This window comes from Streptomyces sp. WZ-12 (assembly GCF_028898845.1).
Classification (GTDB): Bacteria; Actinomycetota; Actinomycetes; order Streptomycetales; family Streptomycetaceae; genus Streptomyces.
This window is the reverse complement of the sequence record NZ_CP118574.1, coordinates 6716604-6740000: the sequence shown is the minus strand read 5'-3', so window position 1 is coordinate 6740000 and position 23397 is coordinate 6716604. Positions and strand designations below refer to the sequence as shown.

24 protein-coding genes (1 of these 24 cut by a window edge) are annotated in these 23397 nt (G+C 72.3%); 9 read left to right on the top strand and 15 right to left on the bottom strand.

The annotated features are described in order from the left end of the window. A protein-coding gene (locus PV796_RS29195; RefSeq protein WP_274916437.1) for a YbhB/YbcL family Raf kinase inhibitor-like protein crosses the window boundary here: on the top strand, positions 1 to 289 show its 3' portion. It extends 251 nt beyond the left edge of the window; 289 of the gene's 540 nt are visible here — the last part of the coding sequence; its start codon lies beyond the left edge, outside the window; it ends in the stop codon at positions 287 to 289. Positions 290 to 750: 461 nt separating this feature from the next. Further along, positions 751 to 1257 (top strand): HNH endonuclease, encoded by a 507-nt coding sequence (locus PV796_RS29190; RefSeq protein WP_274916436.1) that lies wholly within the window; start codon positions 751 to 753, stop codon positions 1255 to 1257. A 51-nt stretch (positions 1258 to 1308) separates the two neighbouring features. Here the strand turns inward: PV796_RS29190 and PV796_RS29185 are convergent, their stop codons facing one another. The 4 genes from PV796_RS29185 to PV796_RS29170 form a co-directional block, all read right to left on the bottom strand. After that, positions 1309 to 2076, bottom strand: a complete 768-nt coding sequence (locus PV796_RS29185) for a sulfite exporter TauE/SafE family protein (RefSeq protein ID WP_274916435.1) — start codon at positions 2074 to 2076, stop codon at positions 1309 to 1311. An 86-nt stretch (positions 2077 to 2162) separates the two neighbouring features. After that, positions 2163 to 3131 (bottom strand): SPFH domain-containing protein, encoded by a 969-nt coding sequence (locus PV796_RS29180; protein ID WP_274919291.1) that lies wholly within the window; start codon positions 3129 to 3131, stop codon positions 2163 to 2165. Between the two features lie 67 nt (positions 3132 to 3198). Continuing rightward, positions 3199 to 3612, bottom strand: coding sequence for an NfeD family protein (locus tag PV796_RS29175; RefSeq protein WP_274919290.1), 414 nt, complete (start codon positions 3610 to 3612; stop codon positions 3199 to 3201). Positions 3613 to 3736: 124 nt separating this feature from the next. Then, entirely contained in the window at positions 3737 to 4549 is an 813-nt protein-coding gene (locus tag PV796_RS29170; protein ID WP_274919289.1) for an ABC transporter ATP-binding protein, read from the bottom strand. Between the two features lie 92 nt (positions 4550 to 4641). Here PV796_RS29170 and PV796_RS29165 point away from each other — a divergent pair, with 92 nt between their 5' ends. Then, complete coding sequence (locus PV796_RS29165; protein WP_274916434.1) at positions 4642 to 5457, top strand: hypothetical protein; 816 nt, start codon at positions 4642 to 4644, stop codon at positions 5455 to 5457. 105 nt (positions 5458 to 5562) lie between these two features. Here PV796_RS29165 and PV796_RS29160 read toward each other — a convergent pair whose 3' ends face one another. The 4 genes from PV796_RS29160 to PV796_RS29145 form a co-directional block, all read right to left on the bottom strand. Next, complete coding sequence (locus tag PV796_RS29160) at positions 5563 to 5808, bottom strand: chaplin (protein WP_274916432.1); 246 nt, start codon at positions 5806 to 5808, stop codon at positions 5563 to 5565. Positions 5809 to 5975: 167 nt separating this feature from the next. Beyond that, positions 5976 to 6221, bottom strand: a complete 246-nt coding sequence (locus PV796_RS29155) for a chaplin (RefSeq protein WP_274916431.1) — start codon at positions 6219 to 6221, stop codon at positions 5976 to 5978. Positions 6222 to 6406: 185 nt separating this feature from the next. Continuing rightward, positions 6407 to 7090, bottom strand: coding sequence for a response regulator (locus PV796_RS29150; RefSeq protein ID WP_274916429.1), 684 nt, complete (start codon positions 7088 to 7090; stop codon positions 6407 to 6409). Then, positions 7083 to 8228, bottom strand: coding sequence for a GAF domain-containing sensor histidine kinase (locus tag PV796_RS29145; protein ID WP_274916428.1), 1146 nt, complete (start codon positions 8226 to 8228; stop codon positions 7083 to 7085). Before PV796_RS29145 ends, PV796_RS29150 begins: the two co-directional genes overlap by 8 nt. Before the next feature lie 391 nt (positions 8229 to 8619). Between PV796_RS29145 and PV796_RS29140 the strand changes: the two genes are divergently transcribed. Then, positions 8620 to 9351 carry a nitroreductase family protein gene (locus PV796_RS29140; protein WP_274916427.1) on the top strand — a complete coding sequence of 244 codons (732 nt, stop codon included), beginning with the start codon at positions 8620 to 8622 and terminating at the stop codon, positions 9349 to 9351. Between the two features lie 337 nt (positions 9352 to 9688). After that, positions 9689 to 10402 carry a transglycosylase SLT domain-containing protein gene (locus tag PV796_RS29135; RefSeq protein WP_274916425.1) on the top strand — a complete coding sequence of 238 codons (714 nt, stop codon included), beginning with the start codon at positions 9689 to 9691 and terminating at the stop codon, positions 10400 to 10402. Between the two features lie 98 nt (positions 10403 to 10500). Here the strand turns inward: PV796_RS29135 and PV796_RS29130 are convergent, their stop codons facing one another. Further along, entirely contained in the window at positions 10501 to 13053 is a 2553-nt protein-coding gene (locus PV796_RS29130) for an ABC transporter ATP-binding protein/permease (RefSeq protein WP_274916424.1), read from the bottom strand. Between the two features lie 455 nt (positions 13054 to 13508). On the opposite strand from PV796_RS29130, the gene serB reads away from it, so the two are divergent. Continuing rightward, entirely contained in the window at positions 13509 to 14756 is a 1248-nt protein-coding gene (gene serB / locus PV796_RS29125) for a phosphoserine phosphatase SerB (protein ID WP_274916423.1), read from the top strand. 181 nt (positions 14757 to 14937) lie between these two features. On the opposite strand, the gene PV796_RS29120 is transcribed toward serB, so the two are convergent. The 4 genes from PV796_RS29120 to PV796_RS29105 all read right to left on the bottom strand — a co-directional run bounded on the left by PV796_RS29120 (position 14938) and on the right by PV796_RS29105 (position 17537). After that, positions 14938 to 15456, bottom strand: a complete 519-nt coding sequence (locus tag PV796_RS29120; protein WP_274916422.1) for a SixA phosphatase family protein — start codon at positions 15454 to 15456, stop codon at positions 14938 to 14940. Between the two features lie 111 nt (positions 15457 to 15567). After that, a complete protein-coding gene (locus PV796_RS29115) occupies positions 15568 to 15786 on the bottom strand; it encodes a hypothetical protein (RefSeq protein ID WP_274916419.1) in 219 nt (72 codons plus the stop codon). Between the two features lie 193 nt (positions 15787 to 15979). Then, positions 15980 to 16096, bottom strand: coding sequence for an SGM_5486 family transporter-associated protein (locus PV796_RS29110; protein ID WP_274916418.1), 117 nt, complete (start codon positions 16094 to 16096; stop codon positions 15980 to 15982). A gap of 124 nt (positions 16097 to 16220) precedes the next feature. Further along, the gene (locus PV796_RS29105; RefSeq protein ID WP_274916416.1) at positions 16221 to 17537 is read right to left on the bottom strand and encodes a CynX/NimT family MFS transporter; all 1317 of its coding nucleotides are present in this window, start codon (positions 17535 to 17537) and stop codon (positions 16221 to 16223) included. Between the two features lie 154 nt (positions 17538 to 17691). Between PV796_RS29105 and PV796_RS29100 the strand changes: the two genes are divergently transcribed. Continuing rightward, a complete protein-coding gene (locus tag PV796_RS29100; RefSeq protein WP_274916415.1) occupies positions 17692 to 18393 on the top strand; it encodes a FadR/GntR family transcriptional regulator in 702 nt (233 codons plus the stop codon). Positions 18394 to 18710: 317 nt separating this feature from the next. On the opposite strand, the gene fabI is transcribed toward PV796_RS29100, so the two are convergent. After that, a complete protein-coding gene (fabI, locus tag PV796_RS29095; protein WP_274916413.1) occupies positions 18711 to 19490 on the bottom strand; it encodes an enoyl-ACP reductase FabI in 780 nt (259 codons plus the stop codon). 5 nt (positions 19491 to 19495) lie between these two features. Beyond that, on the bottom strand, positions 19496 to 20200 hold the full coding sequence (gene fabG, locus PV796_RS29090; RefSeq protein ID WP_274916411.1) for a 3-oxoacyl-[acyl-carrier-protein] reductase: 705 nt from the start codon (positions 20198 to 20200) through the stop codon (positions 19496 to 19498). A gap of 162 nt (positions 20201 to 20362) precedes the next feature. On the opposite strand from fabG, the gene PV796_RS29085 reads away from it, so the two are divergent. Further along, positions 20363 to 21892, top strand: a complete 1530-nt coding sequence (locus PV796_RS29085) for a TldD/PmbA family protein (protein ID WP_274916410.1) — start codon at positions 20363 to 20365, stop codon at positions 21890 to 21892. Further along, complete coding sequence (locus PV796_RS29080; protein ID WP_274916409.1) at positions 21889 to 23313, top strand: metallopeptidase TldD-related protein; 1425 nt, start codon at positions 21889 to 21891, stop codon at positions 23311 to 23313. The genes PV796_RS29085 and PV796_RS29080 overlap by 4 nt, the downstream gene beginning before the upstream one ends. Positions 23314 to 23397 lie beyond the last annotated feature (84 nt).

The window sequence follows — 23397 nt, the reverse complement described above, 5'->3', positions numbered from 1 at the left end:
GGCGTCGGTGACGGAGCTGCCGGCCGGGGCCGGCAGCGGTGACCTGAAGGGGCTTCCCGCGGGGGCCGTGCACGCCCGCAACGACTACGGGACGCGGGACTTCGGTGGCGCCGCGCCGCCGCCCGGGGACGGGCCGCACCGCTATGTGTTCACCGTGTACGCCGTCGACCAGGAGAAGTTGGGGCCGGACGCGGACGCCTCGCCCGCGGTGGTCGGCTTCAACCTACGGTTCCACACGCTCGGGCGGGCCCAGTTGATCGGCGAGTACGAGGTGCCGGCCGCCGGCTGACCCGCGGGCCGGCTCTCCGGCCCGCGGGAAATGCGTTGCGCCCCGGCGCTTCCGCCGCGCACAGTGGTACGCGTACCGCCGCCTCCACGAGGTGGCGGGCGGCTGGTACCGCAGTGGCGGAGCGCCGGGGCGCCGGTGTGTGTGCGCCCCTCCCCCCGTGGCCCCTGGGCCACGGGAGGCGTCCCGTCCGGACGTCCGTACGCTCAGGGGCGTCCGTGCGGCTGCCGTTCGCTCCGGGTTCCTTTACGGGGGTCGGAACCCGGAGCGCACTCTTCTTCCCGGTGTGCCGCGTGCGGCGGCGCGCCGGCTCCGCCCCCGTCGCGGAACACCTCTTCTTCATGCTCCCGCAACCCCCCATTTCCCTTGTGGCACACGGAAATTGCGTTGTCCGGGGAATACCTGCCCTTGCAGAGTGGAGCCACTTCGCCAGGGCGGCGATCAGGGTCCGGGAGGTGGACGGGATGCGCGAGACGCTGGTGCTGAATGCGAGCTTCGAGCCGCTGGCGACGGTGTCGCTGCGGCGTGCGGTGGTGCTGGTGATGCAGGACAAGGCGGTCGTCGAGCACGCCCACCCGGGGTTGCGGGTCCGGGCGGCCTCGGTGGACGTGCCGGTGCCGCAGGTGATCAGGCTCAGCAGATACGTACGGGTGCCGTTCCGAAGACGGGCGCCCTGGTCCCGGCGGGGTGTGCTGGCGCGTGACCAGCATCGTTGCGCGTACTGCGGGCGGCGGGCGACGACCGTGGACCACGTGGTGCCGCGGTCGCACGGCGGCGGGGACACCTGGCTGAATACCGTCGCCTCGTGCAGGGAGGACAACCACCGCAAGGCGGACCGGACGCCGGAGCAGGCGGGGATGCGGCTGCTGCGGAAGCCCTTCGAGCCGACGCCGGCGGATGCGCTGGTGGCGGCCCTGGGGGTGTCCGTACGGGACGAACTGCCGGACTGGCTGCGGGCGCTGCCGGCGTAGTGGCGCGGGCGGGCGGTGACCTTCGCTCGACTCACCGGTGCGGAACTCCCGCTATTTCGTGAGGAGTTGGACGATGGCCACCAGCCCCACCGTGACGATCACGGCGCGCAGCGCGGTGGGCGGCAGTCGGCGGCCGATCCTGGCGCCGAGCTGGCCGCCGAGCGCGGAGCCGACGGCGATGAGGAGCACCGCGGTCCAGTCGAAGCGGGCGACGAAGAGGAAGAAGACCGCGGCGACTGCGTTGACGAGAGCGGTGAGGACGTTCTTGAGGGCGTTGCTGCGCTGGAGGTCGTCGCTGAGTAGGACGCCCATCAGGGAGAGGTAGATGATGCCCTGGGCGGCGCCGAAGTAGCCGCCGTAGACGCTGGCCAGCAGCAGGCCGGTGAACAGGGCGGGGCCGCCGTCCCGGTGGGCGGTGGTGCCGTTGCGGGCGTGGCGGGCGCGGACCGCGGCGGCCAGTCGGGGCTGGGCGACGACGAGCACCAGCGCGAGCGCGATCAGGGCGGGGACCACCGCGTCGAAGGCGCTGGAGGGCAGGGCGAGCAGCAGGAGCGCGCCGCCCAGGCCCCCGATGACGGCGCCGGTCCCGAGGCGCAGCACCCGGCTGCGCTGACCTCGTAGTTCGCGCCGGTACCCGAGGGCGCCGCTGACCGAACCGGGCACCAGGCCAAGGGAGTTGGAGACGTTGGCGGTCACCGGCGGGAGGCCGACGGCGAGCAGGACGGGGAAAGTGATCAGGGTGCCGGAGCCGACGACGGTGTTGATGGTGCCGGCGCCCAGTCCGGCGGCGAAGACTGCGACTGCTTCCCAGGGGGACACGCACGGCTCCTCACGCGATCAGGGTTGCCTCCCCGCCACAGAAGGTCGGGGGGCAACCCTGATCATGCACGAGGGATGCGGCCGCGTCAGTCGATCGGGGGTGCCTGCCGCTCGGGGCTGGCGGGCCGGGGGATCGAGGCGCCGCCGCCAGCGGGGTTGAAGTTGCCGAGGGCGCCGCCGAGGCCCTTGAGCGCGTCGCCGATCTCGCTGGGGACGATCCAGAGCTTGTTGGCGTCGCCCTCGGCGATCTTCGGGAGCATCTGGAGGTACTGGTACGACAGCAGCTTCTGGTCCGGGTCGCCGGCGTGGATGGACTCGAAGACCACCCGGATCGCCTGGGCCTCGCCCTCGGCGCGCAGGGCCGCGGCCTTGGCCTCACCCTCGGCGCGGAGGATCGCGGACTGCTTCTGGCCCTCGGCGGTGAGGATCTCGGACTGCCGGACGCCCTCGGCCTGGAGGATCGCGGCGCGCTTGTCACGGTCGGCGCGCATCTGCTTCTCCATCGAGTCCTGGATGGAGGTGGGCGGCTCGATCGCCTTGAGCTCGACGCGGTTGACGCGGATGCCCCACTTGCCGGTGGCCTCGTCGAGGACACCGCGGAGCGCCGCGTTGATCTCCTCGCGGGAGGTCAGGGTCCGTTCGAGGTCCATGCCGCCGATGATGTTGCGGAGGGTGGTGACGGTGAGCTGCTCGATCGCCTGGATGTAGCTGGCGACTTCGTAGGTGGCGGCGCGGGCGTCGGTCACCTGGTAGTAGATGACGGTGTCGATGTTGACGACGAGGTTGTCCTGGGTGATCACCGGCTGCGGCGGGAACGGCACGACCTGCTCGCGGAGGTCGACGCGGTTGCGGACCGTGTCGATGAACGGGACGACGATGTTCAGGCCGGCGTTGAGCGTGCGGGTGTAGCGGCCGAAACGTTCGACGATGGCCGCACTGGCCTGGGGGATGACCTGGATCGTCTTGAGGAGTGCGATGAAGACGAGCACCACCAGGATGATCAGGACGATGATGATATCCAAAGCGGCTCCCGTTGCCCTTCGTTGCTGTCCCATCCGGCCGCGGCCGGCTTGTTGTTGATCAGTCTTCCAGAGGTGCGGGGCGTCGCGCACCGGGTTCGGTTCAGATGACGAGGGCGGTGGCGCCCTCGATGTCCACCACGTCCACCTGTTGTCCCGGTTCGTAGACCCGGTCGCCGTCGAGGGCGCGGGCCGACCAGATCTCGCCGGCGAGTTTGATGCGGCCGCCGGCCCCGCCGTCGACCCGCTCCAGGACCGTGGCGGTCCGGCCCTTCAGGGCCTCGATGCCGGAGGCGAGGTGCGGGCCCTGGCCCCGGTGGCGGTTGGCGATCGGTCGCACGACGGCGACCAGCGCGACGGACACCACGATGAACACCAGGAATTGCACGACGGTGCCGCCACCGAGCGCTGCGGTGACGGCACCGGCGACGGCACCGACCGCGAACATCCCGAATTCGGGCAGCGCGGTCACGACGAGCGGTATGCCCAGTCCCACGGCGGCGAACAGCCACCACACCCATGGATCCACGGGGTCATGGTAGATCGGTCGGGCGGCTCCCGGACAGGGCGCGATCGGTCAGCGGCCGGTCACCGTCGACCGTGCAACGGTCAATGGTGGCCGGCCACTTGGGATCGTGGGGTTACTTCAGGGGCAGGCCCTGGGCGGTCCAGCGGTCGGCGCCGTTGCGCTCGACGACGAGCGGGAGGCCGAAGCAGTGGGAGAGGTTGCTGGAGGTGAGCTCCAGGTCGAGCGGGCCGGCAGCCAGCACCTTGCCCTGATTGATCATCAGGACGTGGGTGAAGCCCGGCGGGATCTCCTCGACGTGGTGGGTGACCATGATCATCGAGGGCGCGTAGGGGTCGCGGGCGAGCCGGCCGAGGCGGCGCACCAGGTCCTCGCGGCCACCGAGGTCGAGGCCGGCGGCGGGCTCGTCCAGGAGGAGCAGCTCGGGGTCGGTCATCATCGCGCGGGCGATCAGGGTGCGCTTGCGCTCGCCCTCGGAGAGGGTGCCGAACTTCCGGTCGAGGTGGGCGTTCATCCCCAGTCGGTCGAGGAAGGCGCGGGCGCGCTGCTCGTCGATCTCGTCGTAGTCCTCGCGCCAGGTGGCGGTCATGCCGTAGGCGGCGGTGAGGACGGTCTGCAGGACCGTCTGACGGCGCGGCAGCTTGTCGGCGAGCGCGATGCCGGCGACGCCGATGCGCGGGCGCAGGTCGAAGACGTCGACGCGGCCCAACTGCTCGCCGAGGATCCGGGCGGTGCCGGTGCTCGGGAAGAGGTAACTGGAGGCGACGTTCAGCAGGGTGGTCTTGCCGGCTCCGTTGGGGCCGAGGATCACCCAGCGCTCCCCCTCCTTCACCGACCAGGAGACCTGGTCCACCAGAGCCCGTCCTTCGCGGACCACGGATACGTCCACCAGCTCCAGTACATCGCTCATGAGCGCACTGTCTCCCATTGCCATCTCGCGTCGTCGTGTGCGCCGGTAGGCGCAGCCCCCCTGCAAACCTACGCCACTCGTTGTCAGTGCCGTTCCCTAGGCTGGGGACCATGCTCGATGAACCTCGCTCGGGACGACTGGCGTCGTGGGGAAATGCCCTTTTGGCCGGACTAGTCTCACCTGATGACGCCGCGCACCAGATCGCGGACGACGACGCGGTGCACCGCGTCCTGGGCCTGCCCGGGGAGGACGCCCCGGTCGGCCTGACGCTGGCGCTGGGGCGGCTGCGGGCGCTGGGGGCGGTCGGTCTGCGGGTGGCGCTGCCGGTGCCGGGGCATCCACTGGGGCTGAGCGGCCCGCCGGAGTTCAACGCGCGGGCGCTGGAGGCCGGCGAGGCGGTGCTGGCGCACGGCGTCGCGCTGGGGCTCGTCCCGGAGGTGTACGAGGCGGGCCCGGAGGGCGCGGCCGGCCCCGATGTGCACGTCGAGGTGGTCTGGCACTGCCTGCCGGCCCGCGAGGCGCCGCCGGCCGACGTGCCGTCGCTGGGCGAGGCCGAGCGGGAGCTGGCGGAGGCGCTGCGGGAGGCGACGGAGGTGCTCGCGCGGCTCGACGTGGCCGGCTCCGGCCCGGTGGCGGACGCGGCGCTGGCGGCCTACCGGGCGCGGGCGGAGGCCGGCCGGCAGGTGCTGGCGCCGGGCTATCCGCCGCGCGCCGTACGGGTGTTGGAGCTGGCGCAGCGGGTCGGCGCGCTGATCGACATCGCCCGGGGAGCGGGCGGGGACGGGCGGGAGCACGGCGCGGCGGTCAGCTCGTCCCAGATCGCGGCCCGTGCCGAGGCGTTGCGCCCGGTGGAGCGCACGGCCCGGCGGGCGCAGGTGGCGGCGTACAACTCCGCGGTGGAGGAGCGGGAGCGGGGCCGGGGGTGAGCGGGAAGGTCCCGCCGGCCATGGCGCGGCCGGCGGGACCTTCGAGGAGAGTTCGAGGACCAACGTCCTCCGTCGGCCCGGGCGTTGGGGGCCGGGCCGGTGGCGTCAGCCGTTGGCGCCCAGGTTTCCGAAGGCGGGGTTCAGCACGCCGCCGACGTTCACGCTGTTGCCGGTGATGTTGACCGGCACGTGCACCGGGGCCTGAACGAGGTTGCCGGAGAGGACACCCGGGGAGTTCAGGGCCTTGCCGTCGGCCTGCGCGCCGTCCTGGGCGAACGCCGAACCGGCGGCGGCGCCGACGGCGAGACCGGTGGTGGCAAGGACAAGGGCGGCCTTTTTGACGGTGTTCATGGTGGCGTGTTCCTCACGTGGTGGCACAGGGCCGAAAACGACGGTGGATATGGAGGGCGGACCGGCCACACGGCCAGGGCTGGGCGGGGCCGGCCCGAAGTGACCTACGCGGGGCCGGAGTTCGGCCCGGCACGCGGGTCAGGTGGTCGGAGCGGCTGCTCCCACGGTCAGTTGTTGTGGCAGACGTTGCCGAAGGCCGGGTTGAGCAGGCCGACCACGGAGACGGTGTTGCCGCAGATGTTCGCGGGGACGTGGATCGGCGCCTGGACGGCGTTGCCCGCGGCGACGCCGGGCGACTGCACCGCGGCACCCTGGGCCTGCGGACCCTCGTGGGCCGAGGCGACACCCGCGCCCGCCAGCGCGAGACCGACCCCCGCGATCGTGACGGCCGCAACTCGCTTGATGTTCTTCACTTCTCTTGCTCCTCGTTGCCGATGCCGTGGCCAGCCGCCACGACTGCACTGGGAAACGGCCCGGCACGGAGCTGGGATACGCCAAACAGGCTACGTCTACACGACAGTATGAATCTCCGACTCATGGGGCGACGTTCGGCTAATAACTTTGATAGGGCCGCAACCCGCCCCGCCCACCTGGTGTTTCAGGCCCCGATGCCGTGCCGCACGGCCCACAGCGCGGCCTGGGTGCGGTCGGCGAGGTCCAACTTCATCAGGATGTTGGAGACATGGGTCTTGACGGTCTTCTCCGAGAGCACCAGCGTCCGGGCGATCTCGCGGTTGGAACGGCCGTCCGCGATCAGCCCCAGCACCTCCCGCTCCCGCTCGGTGAGCGAACCGCCGCGCCCCTGACCGCCGTTGTTGTCCTCCTGCGACAGCAGCGCGCCGGCCACCTCGGGCTGGAGCAGCACATGACCGGCGTGCACCGAGCGGATGGCTCCGGCCAGCGCGTCCGGGTCGATGTCCTTGTAGACGTAGCCGGACGCGCCCGCGCGCAGCGCCGGGACGACGGTGCGCTGCTCGGTGAAGCTGGTGACGACCAGCACCTTGGCCGGGTTGTCGAGCGCGCGGAGCTGGCGGAGCGCCTCGACGCCGTCCATGCCGGGCATCTTGATGTCCATGAGGACGACGTCCGGGCGCAGTTGCTCGGTGGCGGCGACGCCCTCGGCTCCGTCGGACGCCTCCCCCACCACCTCGATGTCGTCCTGGACCTCCAGGAACGTGCGCAGGCCGCGGCGGACGACCTGGTGGTCGTCGACGAGCAGCACGCGGATCGCGTGGCCCTCGCCGGTGGCCCGTTCGGTACCGCCCTGCGGGTGTTCAGCCACCGGGCACCTCCATCTCGACAGTGGTGCCCTTGCCGGGCTCCGATTCCACGGTGAGCGTGCCGCCGACGCCGCCGGCGCGGTCGTGCATCGACACCAGGCCCAGGTGCCGTCCGGCCCGGCGGACGACGCCGGTGTCGAAGCCCCGCCCGTCGTCGGCGACCCGCAGCAGGGCGCCCTGGCCGGACCGGGTGAGGCTCACCTCGACGTGCGCGGCGCCGGAGTGGCGCAGCGCGTTGTGCAGCGCCTCCTGGGCGACCCGGAGCAGCGCCTCCTCCTGGGCGGAGGGCAGCGCCCGCACGCCCTGGGCGGCGAAGCTGACCCGGGCGGTGTGCGCCCGGTCCAGGACCTGGACCTGGGAGCGGAGGGTGGCGACCAGCCCGTCCTCGTCCAGGGCCGCCGGGCGCAGCTCGACGACGGCGGCGCGGAGCTCGTCGGCGGCCTCCGCGGCCAGGGCGGCGACCTGGTGGAGCTCGTCCTTGGCGCGGGCCGGGTCACGGTCGACCAGGGCGGTCGCGGCCTGGGCGGTGAGCCGGAGCGAGAACAGCTTCTGGGAGACCGCGTCGTGCAGCTCGTGGGCGAGCCGGGCGCGCTCGCCGGCGATGGTCAGCTCGCGGCTGCGCTCGTAGAGGCGGGCGTTGGTGAGGGCGATGGCGGCGTGCTGGGCGAGTATCCCGAGCAGCCGCTCGTCCTCCTCGGTGAAGCCGCACCCGCCGGCGGGCTTGGGGCAGCGCTTGTTGGCCAGGAAGAGCGCGCCGAGGATCTCGTCGCCGTCGGCGACCGGGAGGCCGAGGAAGTCGGACATGTCCGGGTGGGCGGCGGGCCAGCCGCCGAAGCGGGGGTCCTCGCGGACGTCGGCGAGCCGCTCGGGGGTGGCGTTGTGCAGCATCGCGGCGAGGATGCCGTGTTGGCGGGGCAGCGGGCCGATGGCCTTCCACTGCTCGGCGCTGACGCCGTCCACGACGAACTGGGCGAAGCCTCCGTGGTCGTCCGGCACGCCGAGCGCGGCGTACTCGGCGTCCAGGAGTTCGCGGGCCGAGGCGACGATCGTCTTGAGGACGTCGCGCACCTCCAAATGCCTGCTCATGGCCAGGATCGCGGTGCTCACCGCGGGGATCCCGGCACCCGGTCCGGTGCTCATGGCTTCACCGTACCGGCGCGTCGATCACCCCGTATCGGTCCGCCGACGCTCCGCGCCTACGCCCGCTGACCTAGGCCGAACGCCCCCTGGAGCGCGGAGCCGATCGGCCTTGGCCAGGAACGTGACCGGAGCGCTCCGGTTTAGCTGGATATGCGCTATACGCGGCTCCTTATATAGAGGGCCCCATAAGAAGGGGTCTGGTGGCGAGGTGCTGAGAAGGGCTGTGTTCGCCTGTAAATCAGCCCTTGTCTCCTTATATAGGGACAGAGAGTGCGATGGGTGCGGGCCGGGAGCGCGGTGGCGCGGCGATCGAGCCGCGCACGCGGAGGGAATCGGCACGAATTCGGTGATCCGCGGCGCGAGCCGGCGGCCCGGACCCAGACTCGTGGGCATGTCCTCTTCATCACAGGCGCACAGCGCGCCGACACCCCCGACGAAGCGTTGGACGCCCACTCACGGCGAGCCCTACCGGTCGGTGCCGTACCGGCCGGAGCGGATGCCCGCGGACGAATCGCTGGCCCGCGCCGCCGAGCTGCGGGAGCGGATGGACCGGCGGCGGACGGTGCGGCAGTTCGCCGCCGACCCGGTGCCGGAGCAGGTGGTCCGGGACGCGATCGCCTGCGCCGCCACCGCGCCGTCCGGCGCGCACCAGCAGCCGTGGACGTTCGTCCTGGTCAAGGACGCCGAGGTGCGCCGCCGGATCCGGGCGGCGGCGGAGGCCGAGGAACAGCGCTCCTACGCGGGGCGGCTGGGCGAGGAGTGGCTGGCGGCGCTGCGGCCGCTGGGCACGGACGAGGTCAAGCCGCATCTGACCGACGCCCCGCAACTGATCGTGATCTTCCAGCAGCGGCACTGGCTGGGCCCGGACGGCACCAAGCACAAGCACTACTACGTGGACGAGTCGGTGGGCATCGCGGTCGGGATGCTGCTGTCGGCGCTGCACCTGTCCGGGCTGGCGGCGCTGGTGCACACCCCGAGCCCGATGCGGTTCCTCCAGGAGGTACTGGGCCGGCCGGCCAACGAGAAGGCGTTCGCGGTGATTCCCGTCGGCTACCCGGCCCCGGACTGCCGGGTGCCGGATTTGGTACGAAAGTCCCTTGACCAGGTCTTGGTCGAGGTCTGACCCGGGCCACCCCGCCCGCATCCCGCACACGACCTGTGCGATCGCAACTACTAAACGCGAGATAAACCTCTGCCCGCTGTGACCCCGCGCATAGGGCGCAGGTCACTTACGAACCTGGTTAGTGGATCGGGAAATCCGCCGTGAGCTGGGAATATTCCCGCTCGGACGCGATCTGGACCGGCCCGTTCCCACTAACCGGGATCGTACGTCACATCGTTGCTCGGCGAATTTTCGGCCGCTAAGAATGGCTCCCGTCGCTCGGCGCCGGATCGGAACTCGGCGTTCTGCCGCCGCTCTTGGCCCGTGCGATGTCCCCCATCGGAAGAGGTCGTCCGCCATGCCGAAGCACGCCAGTCTGAACCTGACCCGGGCCCACAAGCTCACCGCCGCCGGTGTCGCCGCGGCCGGTGCCGCCGCACTGGTCTTCACCGTCGTCCCGGGGGCCGACGCCAGCCAGGGCAAGGCCGAGGCGCCCTCCGCCAACCTGAACATCAAGCCGGTGGCCTTCAGCGCCGTCGACACCGCCGCCCGCGCCCAGCAGGCCACCATCGCCCAGCAGGCCGACGCCTCCGCCGCCCAGGGCAAGGCCGAGGCCGCGCTCGCCAAGCAGAAGGCCGAGCAAGCCGCCAAGGCCAAGGTCGAGCAGGAGCGCCAGGGCAAGGAGGCCGCGAGCCGCTCCGCCGTCCGCGAGGCCGTCCCGGCCGCCGCCCCGAAGCCGGCGAAGATATACCCGAACACCCTGGACGGCTGGATCCGCGAGTCGCTGGACATCATGGCGAGGCACAACATCCCGGGCAGCTACGACGGGATCTTCCGCAACCTGATGCGCGAGTCCTCCGGCAACCCCAACGCGATCAACCTCTGGGACTCCAACGCCCAGATGGGCATCCCGTCCAAGGGGCTGCTCCAGGTCATCGACCCGACGTTCCGCGAGTTCCACGTCCCCGGCACGTCCTGGAACATCTACGACCCGGTCGCCAACATCACCGCCGCCTGCAAGTACGCGGCCAACCGCTACGGCTCGATGGACAACGTCAACTCGGCCTACTGAGCCGGGCGTTCACCACGCACCGCACCGGCGCGCAACGGCACGTCAAGGGGCGGCACCCGAACTCGGGTGCCGCCCCTTGACGTTGGCGCGTGCCGGCGCTACTTGCGCATGACCTCCGGCTCGTGGCGGCGCAGCAGCCGCGCGACGACGAAGGCGAGCCCGACGCCCAGGGCGAGCAGGATGACCACGTCCATCACGTAGACGCCGGTCTGGTGCTTCCACAGCGGGTCGGGGTGGCCGACCTCCCAGGGCAGCAGCGTGTTCATGTCGGCGGTCGCGCCCATCGCGGAGACGCCCCAGCGTGAGGGCATCAGCCAGGAGAGCTGGGAGACGCCGACGGTGTTGAAGAGTTGGAAGAGCACGCCGGTGAAGACGACCTGGACGATGGCGAACATGACCAGCAGCGGCATGGTCTTCTCGGCGGTCTTGACCAGCGCGGAGATGATCAGGCCGACCATCATCGAGGTGAAGCCGAGGGCGATGATCGCGACGGTCATCTCGATCGCCGGCATCTTCGGCACGATCAGGCCCTGGGACGGCATGGTCCGCACGGAGAAGCCGATGGCCGCGAGGATCACGCCCTGGATGGCGGTGACCACACCGAGCACGATGACCTTGGACATCAGGTACGCCGACCGCGACAGGCCGGTGGCCCGTTCGCGCTCGTAGATGACCCGCTCCTTGATCAGTTCGCGGACCGAGTTGGCGGCGCCGGAGAAGCACATGCCGACCGCGAGGATCAGCATGATGGTGCTGGCATCGCGGTTGGGGCGCATGCCGAGCTGCTTCTCGGGGCCGTAGCCGAGGCCGTAGTCGCTGGGGATCAGCAGCGAGACCACGCCGAGGACGGCCGGCAGCAGCACCATCAGGGCGAGGAAGCCCCGGTCGGAGGCGAGCACGGAGACGTAGCGCCGCATCAGGGTCCACAGTTGGGAGCCCCAGCTCTGGGACTTCTGTATGCGGGCCGGCGGGGCCTGGACGCTGACCGCCTGCGGCGGGGCGGCGTCGAGGTCGGCGGCGTACATCTGGTAGTGCGGGGAGCCGCGCCAGCGGCCGGCCCAGTCGTAGTCGCGGTAGTTCTCGAACGCCGAGAAGACGTCGGCCCAGGATCCGTACTGGAAGAAGTTCAGCGCCTCCTGGGGCGGGCCGAAGTAGGCCACCGAACCGCCCGGAGCCATCACCAACAGCCGGTCGCACAGCGCGAGTTCGGCCACCGAGTGGGTGACGACCAGGACGGTGCGGCCGTCGTCGGCCAGGCCGCGCAGCAACTGCATGACGTCGCGGTCCATGCCCGGGTCGAGGCCGGAGGTCGGCTCGTCGAGGAAGATCAGCGACGGCTTGGTCAGCAGCTCCAGGGCGACCGAGACGCGCTTGCGCTGGCCGCCGGAGAGCGAGGTGACCTTCTTGTCCTTGTGGATGTCCAGCTTGAGCTCGCGCAGCACCTCGTCGATCCGGGCCTCGCGCTCGGACTCCGCGGTGTCGCCGGGGAAGCGCAGCTTGGCGGCGTAGCGCAGGGCCTTCTGGACGGTCAACTCCTTGTGGAGGATGTCGTCCTGCGGGACCAGGCCGATGCGCTGGCGCAGCTCGGCGAAGTGCGTGTAGAGGTTGCGGTGGTCGTAGAGGACCTCGCCCTCGTTGGCGGGGCGGTAGCCGGTCAGCGCCTTGAGCAGCGTCGACTTGCCGGAGCCGGACGGGCCGATGACGGCGACCAGGGACTTCTCGGGGACGCCGAAGGAGACGTCCTTGAGGATCTGCTTGCCGCCGTCGACGGTGACGGTGAGGTGGCGGGCCGAGAAGGAGACCTCACCGGTGTCGACGAACTCCTCCAGCCGGTCCCCGACCAGCCGGAAGGTGGAGTGGCCGACGCCGACGGTGTCGTTCGGGCCGATCAGCGCGGTGCCGGACTTGGGGACCGGCTGGCCGTTGACGTAGGTGCCGTTGTGGCTGCCGAGGTCGCGGATCTCGAACCGGCCCTCGGGCGTGGCCCGGAACTCCGCGTGGTGGCGGGAGACCTGGAGGTCGGAGACGACCAACTCGTTGTCGAGCGCACGACCGATCCGCATCACCCGGCCGGTGTCCAGGCGGTGGAAGGTGGTCGGGCTGCGGTCGCCGCCCTGGGCCTGCGGGGCCTGCTGCTGCGGCGCGGACGCCCCGGCGGACGCGGCCTGTTGGGGCGCGCCCTGCTGCGGCTGCTGGGCCTGCTGCGGCGGGACGTACGGCTGCTGGTGGCCCTGCGGCGGCGCCTGCCAGCCCTGTTGGGCGGGCGGCTGCTGCGCGGGCGGGACCGGCCAGCCCTGGTGCGGCGTGGTCGTCATGGCCTGCGTCTGGAGGGCGTCGTTCGACACCCCGGCGGCGGACAGGGTCAACCGGGGGCCGTCGGTGGCGTTGCCCAGGTGGACGGCGGCGCCCGGGCCGATCTCCAGTTGCTGGATGCGCTGGCCCCGAACGTAGGTGCCGTTGGTGCTGTCGTGGTCTTCGATCAGCCAGCTACGGCCGGACCATCGGAGGCTGGCGTGCCGCCAGGAGACCCTGGCGTCGTCGAGCACCATGTCGCCCTGCGGATCACGGCCCACGCTGTAGGACCTGGACGGGTCGAGCGTCCAGGTCCTTCCGTTCAATTCCAGTACGAGTTCAGGCACTCCATGCCCCATTACATAGTCCCCCGAGTGACGCCCTGTGCGGGAAGTCTAGGGATGGCGAAACATCGTGAGGAACTATTTCAGGCTCGGCCGGCGGACGGGAAACCGGGACGGGAGCGGGGGCGGAGCACTTCTGCCGGCATCCGGCGAACCCTCCCGGAGAGCCGGAATAGCCCGCTGGAGCCCACAATGCCGGGAATTCGGGGCATTCGATGCACCGGGGCGGCCCCGGACGGCTCCCCTGGCCGCGAAAACGCCATACCAAAAGGGGAGTTGGAGTGCCAGCGCGGTCCCTCGGACCGGTGCAACCGGGCGGGCGCGGACACGAGTCCATAACGATCGCCCCGGCCCCCGCGGACCGGGCGCCCGACCGCTTCGGTGGCGGGTCGGTGACCCTGTGACGCCGCGGGTCCGAACCCCGGACACCCGTACGGCCCCGGCCGGCCGCCGGATACCGTAAGGGCACCATGAGCGCATCGCAGACCCCGCCTGCCGCCGCCGGACCAGGCGAAGACGTACCGACACTCCTCGTCAAGATCTTCGGGAAGGACCGGCCCGGTATCACCGCGGGCCTCTTCGACACCCTGGCCGCCTACTCCGTCGACGTCGTGGACATCGAACAGGTGGTGACCCGAGGGCGCATCACCCTGTGCGTGCTGGTCACCGCCCCCTCCCCCGACCGGGGCGGCAGCGGCGCCTCCGAGGGCGACCTCCGGGCCACCGTCCACAGCTGGGCCGAGTCCCTGAACCTCCAGGCCGAGATCATCTCCGGCCGCGGCGACAACCGCCCGCGCGGCCTGGGCCGCTCCCACGTCACCGTGCTGGGCCACCCGCTCACCGCGGAGTCGACGGCCGCCATCGCCTCCGCCATAACGGCCACCGGGGGCAACATCGACCGCATCTTCCGACTCGCCAAGTACCCGGTGACGGCCGTCGAGTTCGCGGTCTCGGGCGCGGAGACCGAGGCGCTGCGCAGCGTGCTGGCGCCGGAGGCGGCGCAGTTGGGGGTGGACGTCGCGGTGGTCGCGGCCGGGCTCCAGCGGCGGGCGCAGCGGCTGGTGGTCATGGACGTCGACTCCACCCTCATCCAGGACGAGGTGATCGAGCTCTTCGCGGCGCACGCCGGGTGCGAGGCCGAGGTCGCCGAGGTGACCGCCGCCGCGATGCGCGGGGAGCTGGACTTCGAGCGGTCGCTGCACGCCCGGGTCGAGCTGCTGGGCGGGCTGGACGCGTCCGTGGTGGACCTCGTCCGCAAGGAGGTGCGGCTGACGCCGGGCGCGCGCACCCTGGTCCGCACGCTGAAGCGGCTCGGCTACCAAGTCGGCGTGGTCTCGGGCGGTTTCACCCAGGTCACCGACGCGCTCCAGGAGGAGCTGGGGCTGGACTTCGCCGCCGCCAACACCCTGGAGATCGTCGACGGCAAGCTGACCGGGCGGGTCGTCGGGGACATCGTGGACCGGGCCGGCAAGGCGCGGCTGCTGCGGCGGTTCGCGCACGAGGCCGGGGTGCCGCTGATGCAGACCGTCGCGATCGGCGACGGCGCCAACGACCTGGACATGCTCAACACGGCGGGGCTGGGCGTCGCCTTCAACGCCAAGCCGGTGGTCCGCGAGGCCGCGCACACCGCGGTGAACGTGCCGTTCCTGGACACCGTGCTCTATCTGTTGGGGATCACCCGCGAAGAGGTGGAGGCGGCGAACACCCACGCGGAGTGAGGGATCGGGCCCGGACCCGGCCCGGACGCGGAAGAGGCCCCGAGGCGCATCGTGCGCTTCGGGGCCGTTACGTCTCGACGCTCAACTGGGCCGCCGTGGGCCGCTGGTCGTGCGGGAACGGGGCCGTCGCGCCGGGCGGTGGGGGTCGGGCGGGACGTCGTCCCGGGGGCGCGGGGCGGCCTCAGGCGTGCGGCGACCAGAACGCGACCAGCCGGCCGATGCCGTGCTCGACCGCCTTCCAACTGCCGTTGAAGGTCAGTACCGCCATCGCCGACGTCGGGAAGCCGCTGCGGTTCATCCGGGCCAGCAGATCCCCCTCGGCCTCGCCGGCCAGCGCGTCGGCGAGGGCGTGCACCCCGGGGTTGTGCCCGACGACCAGCAGGTCGTCCACCTCGTCGGAGGTCTCGTTCAGGATCGCGATGAGCTCGCCGAGGGACGCCTCGTACAGCCGCTCGTCGTAGACGGTCTTGGGGCGGTGCGGAAGCTCGGAGACGACCAGCTTCCAGGTCTCTCGGGTGCGGGCGGCCGTCGAGCAGAGAGTCAGGGCGGGGGCGACTCCGGCGCCGGCCAGCCAGCGGCCGGCGACCGGGGCGTCCTTGCGGCCGCGTTCGGCGAGCGGACGCTCGTGGTCACTGTCGTTCGACCATTCGGCCTTGGCGTGTCGGAGCAGGACAATCCGGCGGGGTGTATCGACGCTCATGCGTCCCAGCTTCGCATGAAACCCGCCACCCGGCGCGGGGTGTTGGGGCGCTCCGCTCGGGCGGGTGATGTGCCCCGGGCGTCGTCGTCGGCACCCCGGAGGGAGCCCCGCTCACCCCCCGAGCCGCAGCACCCTGGCGACGAATTCCAGCAGCGGCCCGAGGGTCTGCGAGGCCCGCTCCGCGCCGGCCGCGCTCGCCGCACCGGGATTGGCGACGAGCAGCAGCAGGGCTATGAACGAGAGCACCGGCAGCGCCACTCCCCACCACGGCAGCGCCTTCCGCAGGCGGGTGCCCTGCGCTGCGGACGGACGGCTGAACGCGGTGGACATGGCAGGCTCCGGAAGGTCACTCAAGGGCTCGTGCGCCCGCGGGGCCGCGGGGCACCCACCGCCGTTCCGCGGTGTGACGGTGACGCTACGGACTCCCGGCGGCCGTTCCTATCCGGGAAGCCACCCATTCACCCCTGACACCGGCCCCCTAGGGGATGGGGGGACAACCCCACCCCGGGGACCGGGTCACCCCTCATCGCGCGGCGATGCTGGCGATGATGGCGACGACGGCGGTCACCCCGAGCATCAGGCCCAGGACTTGCAGCAGCTTCTTCTGGCTGCCCTGCGGATTCGGTTCGAGGACTGGCATGCGCCCAGTGTCGCACCCGCCCCCGGCACCGCTCCGCCCAGGGCTCGCGTCGGGGTGCGCGGGGCGCCGGAACGACGCCGCGGGCGGCGGCCGATGGCCATCCGCCCGCCCCCGTCAGCGGTCCTCAGCGCTCGTCCTCGATGCGGCGGTTGCGGCCCGCCAGCACGCCCACCGCGATCTGCGGCACCATCAGCCCGATCATCAGCGCGATCGGCAACCCCCAACCACCGCTGTGCTGGTAGAGCGTGCCGACCAGCAACGGCCCGGGGATGGAGATCAGATACCCCACGCTCTGCGCGAAGGCGGACAGCTTGACCACCCCGGCCGGGCTGGCGGAGCGCATCCCGATCATCGTCAGGGCCAGCGGGAAGGCGCAGTTGGAGATGCCCATCAGCAGGGCCCAGCCCCAGGCACCGGCGGCCGGCGCCAGCCACAGCCCCGTGTACCCGGCCAGTCCGCAGACGCCGAGGACGACCACCAGCGGCCCCTGGTGCCGCATCCGGGACGCCAGCCGCGGCAGGACGAAGGAGAGCGGGACGCCGACCGCCATGGTGACGGCCAGCAACACCCCCGCGGTGCCCGCCGAGACCCCGGCGTCGCGGAAGATCTGCGGCATCCACCCCATGGTGATGTAGGCGGCCGTCGCCTGGAGGCCGAAGAAGACGGCCAGCGCCCAGGCGGTCGGCGACGCGGTGATGCGTATGGGGGTTTCCGCAGCCGCCGGCGCGCCGCTTCCCGGTGTGGGCGCGGCGGCGGCCGGACGCCACCGGAGCACCACCAGCCACGGCAGCACCGCGAGCACGGCGAGCAGCGCCCACACCGTCAGGCCGGAGCGCCAACTACCGCCCAGCGCGGCCGTCATGGGGACGGTGAGCGCAGCGGCGAGCGAGGTCCCCAGGGCCAGTGCCATGGAGTAGACCCCGGTCATCGGGCCGACCCGGTCGGGGAACCAGGTCTTGATGATCACCGGCAGCAGGACGTTGCTGACCGCGATGCCGGCCAGGGCCAGCGCGCTGCCGGCCAGGAACCCGGGCGTACCGCCGGCATACGGGCGCGCCACGACGCCCACCGTGATCGCGACCATGCCGGCGCAGACCACCGCGCCCGGCCCCCACCGCCGGGCCAACCGGGGCGCGGCGAAGCCGAAGACGGCGAAGCACAGCGCCGGTACGGACGTCAGCAGGCCGGCGACCGTACCGCTCATGCCGAGCCCCTCGCGGACCTCCTTCAGCAGCGCACCGAGGCTGGTGATGGCCGGGCGGAGGTTGAGCGCGGCGAGCACCAGTCCGGCGACCACGATCCGCGGCAGCCAACGGGCGGCCGGCCCCGGCTCCGGCACGGGCTCGGGGGCGGCGCCCGTGGTGGGCCCTGCCCCGGACGGGGCGGGGGAGGTCGTGGGTCCGGCGGCCGGGCCGAGGATCGCGAGGTCGTCGTCTGACATAGCGGCCATCATAGAATCATGGGATGAATAGTTGTCCAGTCATTGTCGGTAGCCTCGGCTCACCTCCACGGCGCCGCGGACCCCGCCGGCCGGCCCGTGTCCGCGCCGCCGCCGTCCGCCCGGCCGACCGGCCCCAGCCCCCCGGAGCCCAGCCATGCCCCTGACCTCGCCCCGCCGGTCCGCGCTGGCGGACCAGGTGATCGCGCAACTGCGCGCCCAGATCACGTCCGGCGACTGGCCCGTGGGGTCCCGCATCCCGACCGAGCCGGAACTGGTCGAGCAGCTCGGGGTGGCCCGCAACACCGTCCGCGAGGCCGTCCGGGCACTGGCGCACAACGGCCTGCTCGACATCCGGCAGGGTTCGGGCACCTACGTCGTCGCGACCAGTGAGCTGGCCGGGGTGATGCACCGCAGGTTCGCCGACGCCGACCCCCGGCACGTCGCCGAACTGCGCTCCGCCCTGGAGACCGAGGCCGCCCGGCTCGCCGCGCACCGCCGCACCGAGCAGGACCTGCGCCAGCTCGACGCGCTGCTGGAACGCCGCGAGCGGGCCTGGGAGTCGGGCGCCGCCGCGGCGTTCGTGGAGGCCGACGCGACGCTGCACATGGCGGTGGTGGCGGCCTCCCACAACGACGTGCTGGCCGAGATCTACGCCGATCTCGGCGGTGTGCTGCGGGAGTTCCTGCGCGCCGACGTCGGCGAGGAGCTGCGCCCCGAGGCGCGGATGGACCACGCGCGACTGGTGGCGGCGATCCGCGCGGGCGACGGCGAGCGGGCCGCGGCCGAGGCGGGCGCCCACTCCTACGGGTGCCGACCCGGGGCGGGGCCCGTAGGGGCGGTCGAACACGTCCCGTAGGGGACATGAACGCCCCCTGCGGGGCCACAACGGGCCGCGGGTGAGCGGATGTTCCCGGTGCGGCGGAGCGACGTGCGTTCTCGGCCGGCAACGCGGGCGGGTGCTCCCGGCCGGGCGGAGCAGGCGGGCACGCCCGCCCGGGAAACGCAGACCGGCACCCGCCCGGAACCACGCCACCGCGGTGCCGAGCCACCACGCAGAGCCGCAACGCGCAGCCGCAACAGATGGCCGGAACGCACCACCGCAACGCGCAACTGCCCGCCCCGGGCGTACCGGGACGGGCAGTTGGGGAAGTGCGACGGGTGTCGCGGCGGGCGTCAGGCGCCCATCATGTGCACGCCGCCGTCGACGTGGATGATCTCGCCGGTGGTCTTCGGGAAGAAGTCCGACAGCAGGGCGACGATGCCGCGGCCCGCGGGCTCCGGGTCGGCCATGTCCCACTCCAGCGGGGAGCGGGTGTTCCACACGTCGGCCAGGTCCGAGAAGCCCGGGATGGACTTGGCGGCCATCGAGCCGATCGGGCCGGCCGAGATGAGGTTGCAGCGGATGTTCCGCTTGCCGAGGTCCCGCGCCATGTAGCGGTTGGTGGCCTCCAGGGCGGCCTTGGCCGGGCCCATCCAGTCGTACTGCGGCCAGGCGAACTGGGCGTCGAAGGTCAGGCCGACCACCGAGCCGCCCTCGTCCGGCATCAGCGGCAGGCAGGCCATGGTCAGCGACTTCAGGGAGAACGCCGAGACGTGCATGGCCGTGGCGACCGACTCGAAGGGCGTGTTGAGGAAGTTGCCGCCGAGCGCGTCCTGCGGGGCGAAGCCGATGGAGTGGACGATGCCGTCCAGGCCACCGAGCTCCTCGCGGACCACGCCCTCCAGGCGGTCCAGGTGCTCCTGGTTGGTCACGTCGAGCTCGACGACCTTGGCCGGCTTCGGCAGCTTCTTGGCGATGCGCTCGGTGAGCGTCGGCCGCGGGAAGGCGGTCAGGATGACCTCGGCGCCCTGCTCCTGCGCGACCTTGGCCGCGTGGAAGGCGATCGAGGACTCCATCAGCACGCCCGTGATCAGGATGCGCTTGCCGGCAAGGATTCCGCTGGTGTTCGTCATCGTGCTCAGTGCCCCATGCCCAATCCGCCGTCGACGGGAATGACGGCTCCGGTGATGTACGCGGCCTCGTCGGAGGCCAGGAAGCGGACGGAGGCGGCGACCTCCTCGGGCTGCGCGTAACGCGCCAGCGGCACCTGCTTCACGATGCTCTCCCGCTGCTCGTCGCTGAGCACCCGGGTCATGTCGGTGTCGACGAAACCGGGCGCGACGACGTTGACCGTGATGTTGCGGCTGCCCAGCTCACGCGCGAGCGAACGGGAGAAGCCGACCAGCGCGGCCTTGGAGGCGGCGTAGTTGGCCTGCCCCGCCGCGCCCATCAGGCCGACCACCGACGAGATCAGGACGATCCGCCCCTTGCGGGCCCGCAGCATCGCGCGGTTGGCGCGCTTGACCACCCGGAACGTGCCGGTCAGGTTGGTGTCGAGGACGGCGCTGAAGTCCTCCTCGGACATCCGCATCAGCAACTGGTCGCGGGTGATGCCGGCGTTGGCCACCAGCACCTCGACCGGACCCTGCTTCTCCTCGATCTCCTTGTACGCCTGCTCGACCTGCTCGGCGTCCGTGATGTCGCACTTCACGGCCAAAAAACCCGCCGGGGGCTCGCCCGAGCGGTAGGTGATGGCGACCTTGTCGCCTGCCTCGGCGAAGGCGCGGGCGATGGCCAAGCCGATGCCGCGATTGCCTCCGGTGACCAGAACCGAGCGGCTCAAGAGATCACCCTTTCCGTGTCCCGTTCGTCTTGCGTTCGGTACGAAACTATCGGTCAGGGGCCCCTTCCGGAGAATCGAGCCCGGACAGGGGCGCGCCCCGGTCACTGTCGGGTCTCCACAGAAGCAGGGGATGATGCTCCCGCCGAACTACGGGAGGATGCCGTGCCCGCCGCACCCCATGAACTCGATGAGACCTTCCGCGCGCTGCCGTTGCACGCGCTGGCCGATGCCGCCCTGGCGCGGGCCCGCGCGCTCGGCGCGGAGCACGCCGACTTTCGCCTGGAACGGGTCCGCAGCGCGCTGTGGCAGTTGCGCGACGCCCGAACGTCGGCCACCGCCGACACCACCGACCTCGGCTACGCGGTGCGGGTGGTGCACAACGGCGCCTGGGGCTTCGCCTCCGGCGTGGACCTGACCATGGACGCCGCGGCCCGGGTCGCCGGCCAGGCGGTGGCGATGGCGCGGCTGTCCGCCAAGGTGGCGCGGGCCGCGGGCGCCGGGGAGCGGGTGGAGCTGGCCGACGAGCCCGTCTACCGGGACCGCACCTGGGTGTCCTCGTACGAGGTCAGCCCCTTCGACGTCCCGGATGCCGAGAAGACCGGGCTGCTGGCCGAGTGGAGCGCCCGATTGCTGGCCGCCCCCGGGGTGGCGCACGTCGACGCGCACCTCCTGGCCGCCCAGGAGAACAAGTTCTACGCCGACACCGCCGGCACCAGCACCACCCAGCAGCGGATCCGGCTCCACCCGGAGCTGACCGCGGTCGCGGTGGACCCGGCCACCGGCGACTTCGAGTCGATGCGGACCCTCGCGCCACCGGTCGGCCGGGGCTGGGAGTACCTGACCGAAGGCCACGACTGGGACGGCGAACTCGCCGCGCTCCCGGAGCACTTGGCCGGCAAGCTGCGCGCGCCGAGCGTCGAGCCCGGCGCCTACGACCTGGTCATCGACCCGTCCAACCTCTGGTTGACGATCCACGAGTCGGTCGGGCACGCCACCGAACTGGACCGCGCGCTGGGCTACGAGGCGGCCTACGCCGGCACCTCGTTCGCCACCTTCGACCGGCTCGGCTCGCTGGTCTACGGCTCGCCGCTGATGAACGTGGCCGGCGACCGGATCACGGAGCACGGCCTGGCCACCGTCGGCTACGACGACGAGGGGGTGGCCGCCCAGTCCTGGGACCTGGTCACGGACGGGATCCTGACCGGCTACCAACTCGACCGCAGGACGGCGAAGTTGGCCGGGCTCGCGCGCTCCAACGGCTGTGCGTTCGCGGACTCCCCCGGCCATGTGCCGGTCCAGCGGATGGCCAACGTCTCGCTCCGTCCTGCGCTGGACGGCCCGTCGACGGAGGGGTTGATCTCCGGGGTGGAGCGCGGCATCTACCTCGTAGGCGACCGCTCGTGGTCCATCGACATGCAGCGCTACAACTTCCAGTTCACCCAGCAGCGGGCGTTCCTGATCCGCAACGGGCGCCTGGCCGGTCAACTGCGCGACGTCGCCTATCAGGCCACCACCACCGACTTCTGGGGGTCGTTGACCGCGCTCGGCGGCCCACAGACCTATGTCCTGGGCGGCGCCTTCAACTGCGGCAAGGCCCAGCCGGGCCAGATCGCGGCGGTCTCCCACGGCTGCCCGGCGGCGGTCTTCGAAGGCGTGCAGGTCCTCAACACCACGCAGGAGGCAGGGCGATGAGTCAGCGGGCCAGGCGCGGCAACCGGCCGCACGAGATCGTCGAACGGGCCCTGGCGCTGTCCCGCGCCGACGGCCTCGTGGTCCTCGTCGAGGAGCGCTCCGACGCCCATCTGCGCTGGGCGGGCAGCGCGCTCACCACCAACGGCACCACCCGCGGCCGGACGGTCACGGTGGTGGCGACGGTGGACGGCGCCCAGGGGACCGCGTCCGGGGTGGTCTCGCGGTCGGCGGTGACCGCGGGGGAGCTGGAGCCGCTGGTGCGGGCGGCGGAGGCGGCGGCCGCGGACGCCGGTCCGGCCGAGGACGCGGGGCCGCTGGTCACCGAGGGCCCGGCGGGCGCCGGCGCGGGCTTCGCCGACGCCCCCGCCGAGACCTCCCCGGGCGTCTTCGACGCGTTCGCCCCGGCCCTCGGGGAGTCCTTCCGGCAGGCCCGGGCGGGCGGCCGCGCCCTGTACGGCTTCGCCCAACACACCGTCGTCTCCTCGTACTTGGGCACCTCCACCGGGCTGCGGCTGCGGCACGACCAGCCCACCGGGACGCTGGAGCTCAACGCCCGGTCCGCGGACGGCACCCGCTCGGCCTGGGCCGGCCGGTCCACCCGGGACTTCACCGACACCGATCCGCGGCACCTGGACGCCGAGCTGGCCCGCCGGCTGGGCTGGGCGGAGCGCCGGATCGACCTGCCGGCCGGCCGCTACGACACCCTGCTGCCGCCCGCCGCCGTCGCGGACCTGCTGATCTACCAGCAGTGGTCGGCCACCGCCCGGGACACCGCCGAGGGCCGCACGGTCTTCTCCAGGGCGGGCGGCCCGGCGCGGACCCGGGTCGGTGAGCGGCTCAGCGACCTGTCGCTGACGCTGCGCAGCGACCCCGCGGCCCCCGGGCTTCAGTGCGCGCCGTTCGTGCTGACCCACGCCTCCGGCACCGACGCCTCGGTCTTCGACAACGGGCTGCCGCTGACCGCCACCGACTGGGTGCGCGGGGGCGTGCTGGACCGCCTGGTGGCCACCCGGCACGGCGCCGCGCTCACCGGCCTGCCGGTGGCGCCGGCGGTCGACAACCTCCTGTTGGAGGGCGGGAGTTCGGACTCCCTCGACGCGATGGTGGCCGCCGCCGGCCATGACGGGCCGACGCTGCTGCTCACCTGCCTGTGGTACATCCGCGAGGTCGATCCGGCGACGCTGCTGCTGACCGGGCTGACCCGGGACGGGGTCTATCTCGTCGAGGGCGGCGAGGTGGTCGGCGCGGTCAACAACTTCCGGTTCAACGAGTCGCCGGTGGACCTGCTGGGCCGGGCGGTGGCGGCGGGCCGGACCGAGCGGACGCTGTCGCGCGAGTGGGGGGACTCCTTCCCGCGGACCGCGATGCCACCGCTGCGGGTGCCGGACTTCAACATGAGCTCGGTCAGCCGGGGCGTGTGAGCGGGGCGCCGCACCGGCCCCCGGCTTGCGGGGGCGGGGCGGCGGCCCGGGCGGTCGGGCCGGCGGATATCCCGACGACCTCCG

Coding starts and splice junctions, on each gene's coding strand:
- PV796_RS29190 (WP_274916436.1), top strand. CDS start 751: ATGCGCGAGACGCTGGTGCTGAATGCGAGCTTCGAGCCGCTGGCGACG.
- PV796_RS29180 (WP_274919291.1), bottom strand. CDS start 3,131: ATGGGACAGCAACGAAGGGCAACGGGAGCCGCTTTGGATATCATCATC.
- PV796_RS29170 (WP_274919289.1), bottom strand. CDS start 4,549: ATGGGAGACAGTGCGCTCATGAGCGATGTACTGGAGCTGGTGGACGTA.
- PV796_RS29165 (WP_274916434.1), top strand. CDS start 4,642: ATGCTCGATGAACCTCGCTCGGGACGACTGGCGTCGTGGGGAAATGCC.
- PV796_RS29160 (WP_274916432.1), bottom strand. CDS start 5,808: ATGAACACCGTCAAAAAGGCCGCCCTTGTCCTTGCCACCACCGGTCTC.
- PV796_RS29145 (WP_274916428.1), bottom strand. CDS start 8,228: ATGAGCACCGGACCGGGTGCCGGGATCCCCGCGGTGAGCACCGCGATC.
- PV796_RS29140 (WP_274916427.1), top strand. CDS start 8,620: ATGTCCTCTTCATCACAGGCGCACAGCGCGCCGACACCCCCGACGAAG.
- PV796_RS29135 (WP_274916425.1), top strand. CDS start 9,689: ATGCCGAAGCACGCCAGTCTGAACCTGACCCGGGCCCACAAGCTCACC.
- PV796_RS29130 (WP_274916424.1), bottom strand. CDS start 13,053: ATGGGGCATGGAGTGCCTGAACTCGTACTGGAATTGAACGGAAGGACC.
- serB (WP_274916423.1), top strand. CDS start 13,509: ATGAGCGCATCGCAGACCCCGCCTGCCGCCGCCGGACCAGGCGAAGAC.
- PV796_RS29120 (WP_274916422.1), bottom strand. CDS start 15,456: ATGAGCGTCGATACACCCCGCCGGATTGTCCTGCTCCGACACGCCAAG.
- PV796_RS29115 (WP_274916419.1), bottom strand. CDS start 15,786: ATGTCCACCGCGTTCAGCCGTCCGTCCGCAGCGCAGGGCACCCGCCTG.
- PV796_RS29110 (WP_274916418.1), bottom strand. CDS start 16,096: ATGCCAGTCCTCGAACCGAATCCGCAGGGCAGCCAGAAGAAGCTGCTG.
- PV796_RS29105 (WP_274916416.1), bottom strand. CDS start 17,537: ATGTCAGACGACGACCTCGCGATCCTCGGCCCGGCCGCCGGACCCACG.
- PV796_RS29100 (WP_274916415.1), top strand. CDS start 17,692: ATGCCCCTGACCTCGCCCCGCCGGTCCGCGCTGGCGGACCAGGTGATC.
- fabI (WP_274916413.1), bottom strand. CDS start 19,490: ATGACGAACACCAGCGGAATCCTTGCCGGCAAGCGCATCCTGATCACG.
- PV796_RS29080 (WP_274916409.1), top strand. CDS start 21,889: ATGAGTCAGCGGGCCAGGCGCGGCAACCGGCCGCACGAGATCGTCGAA.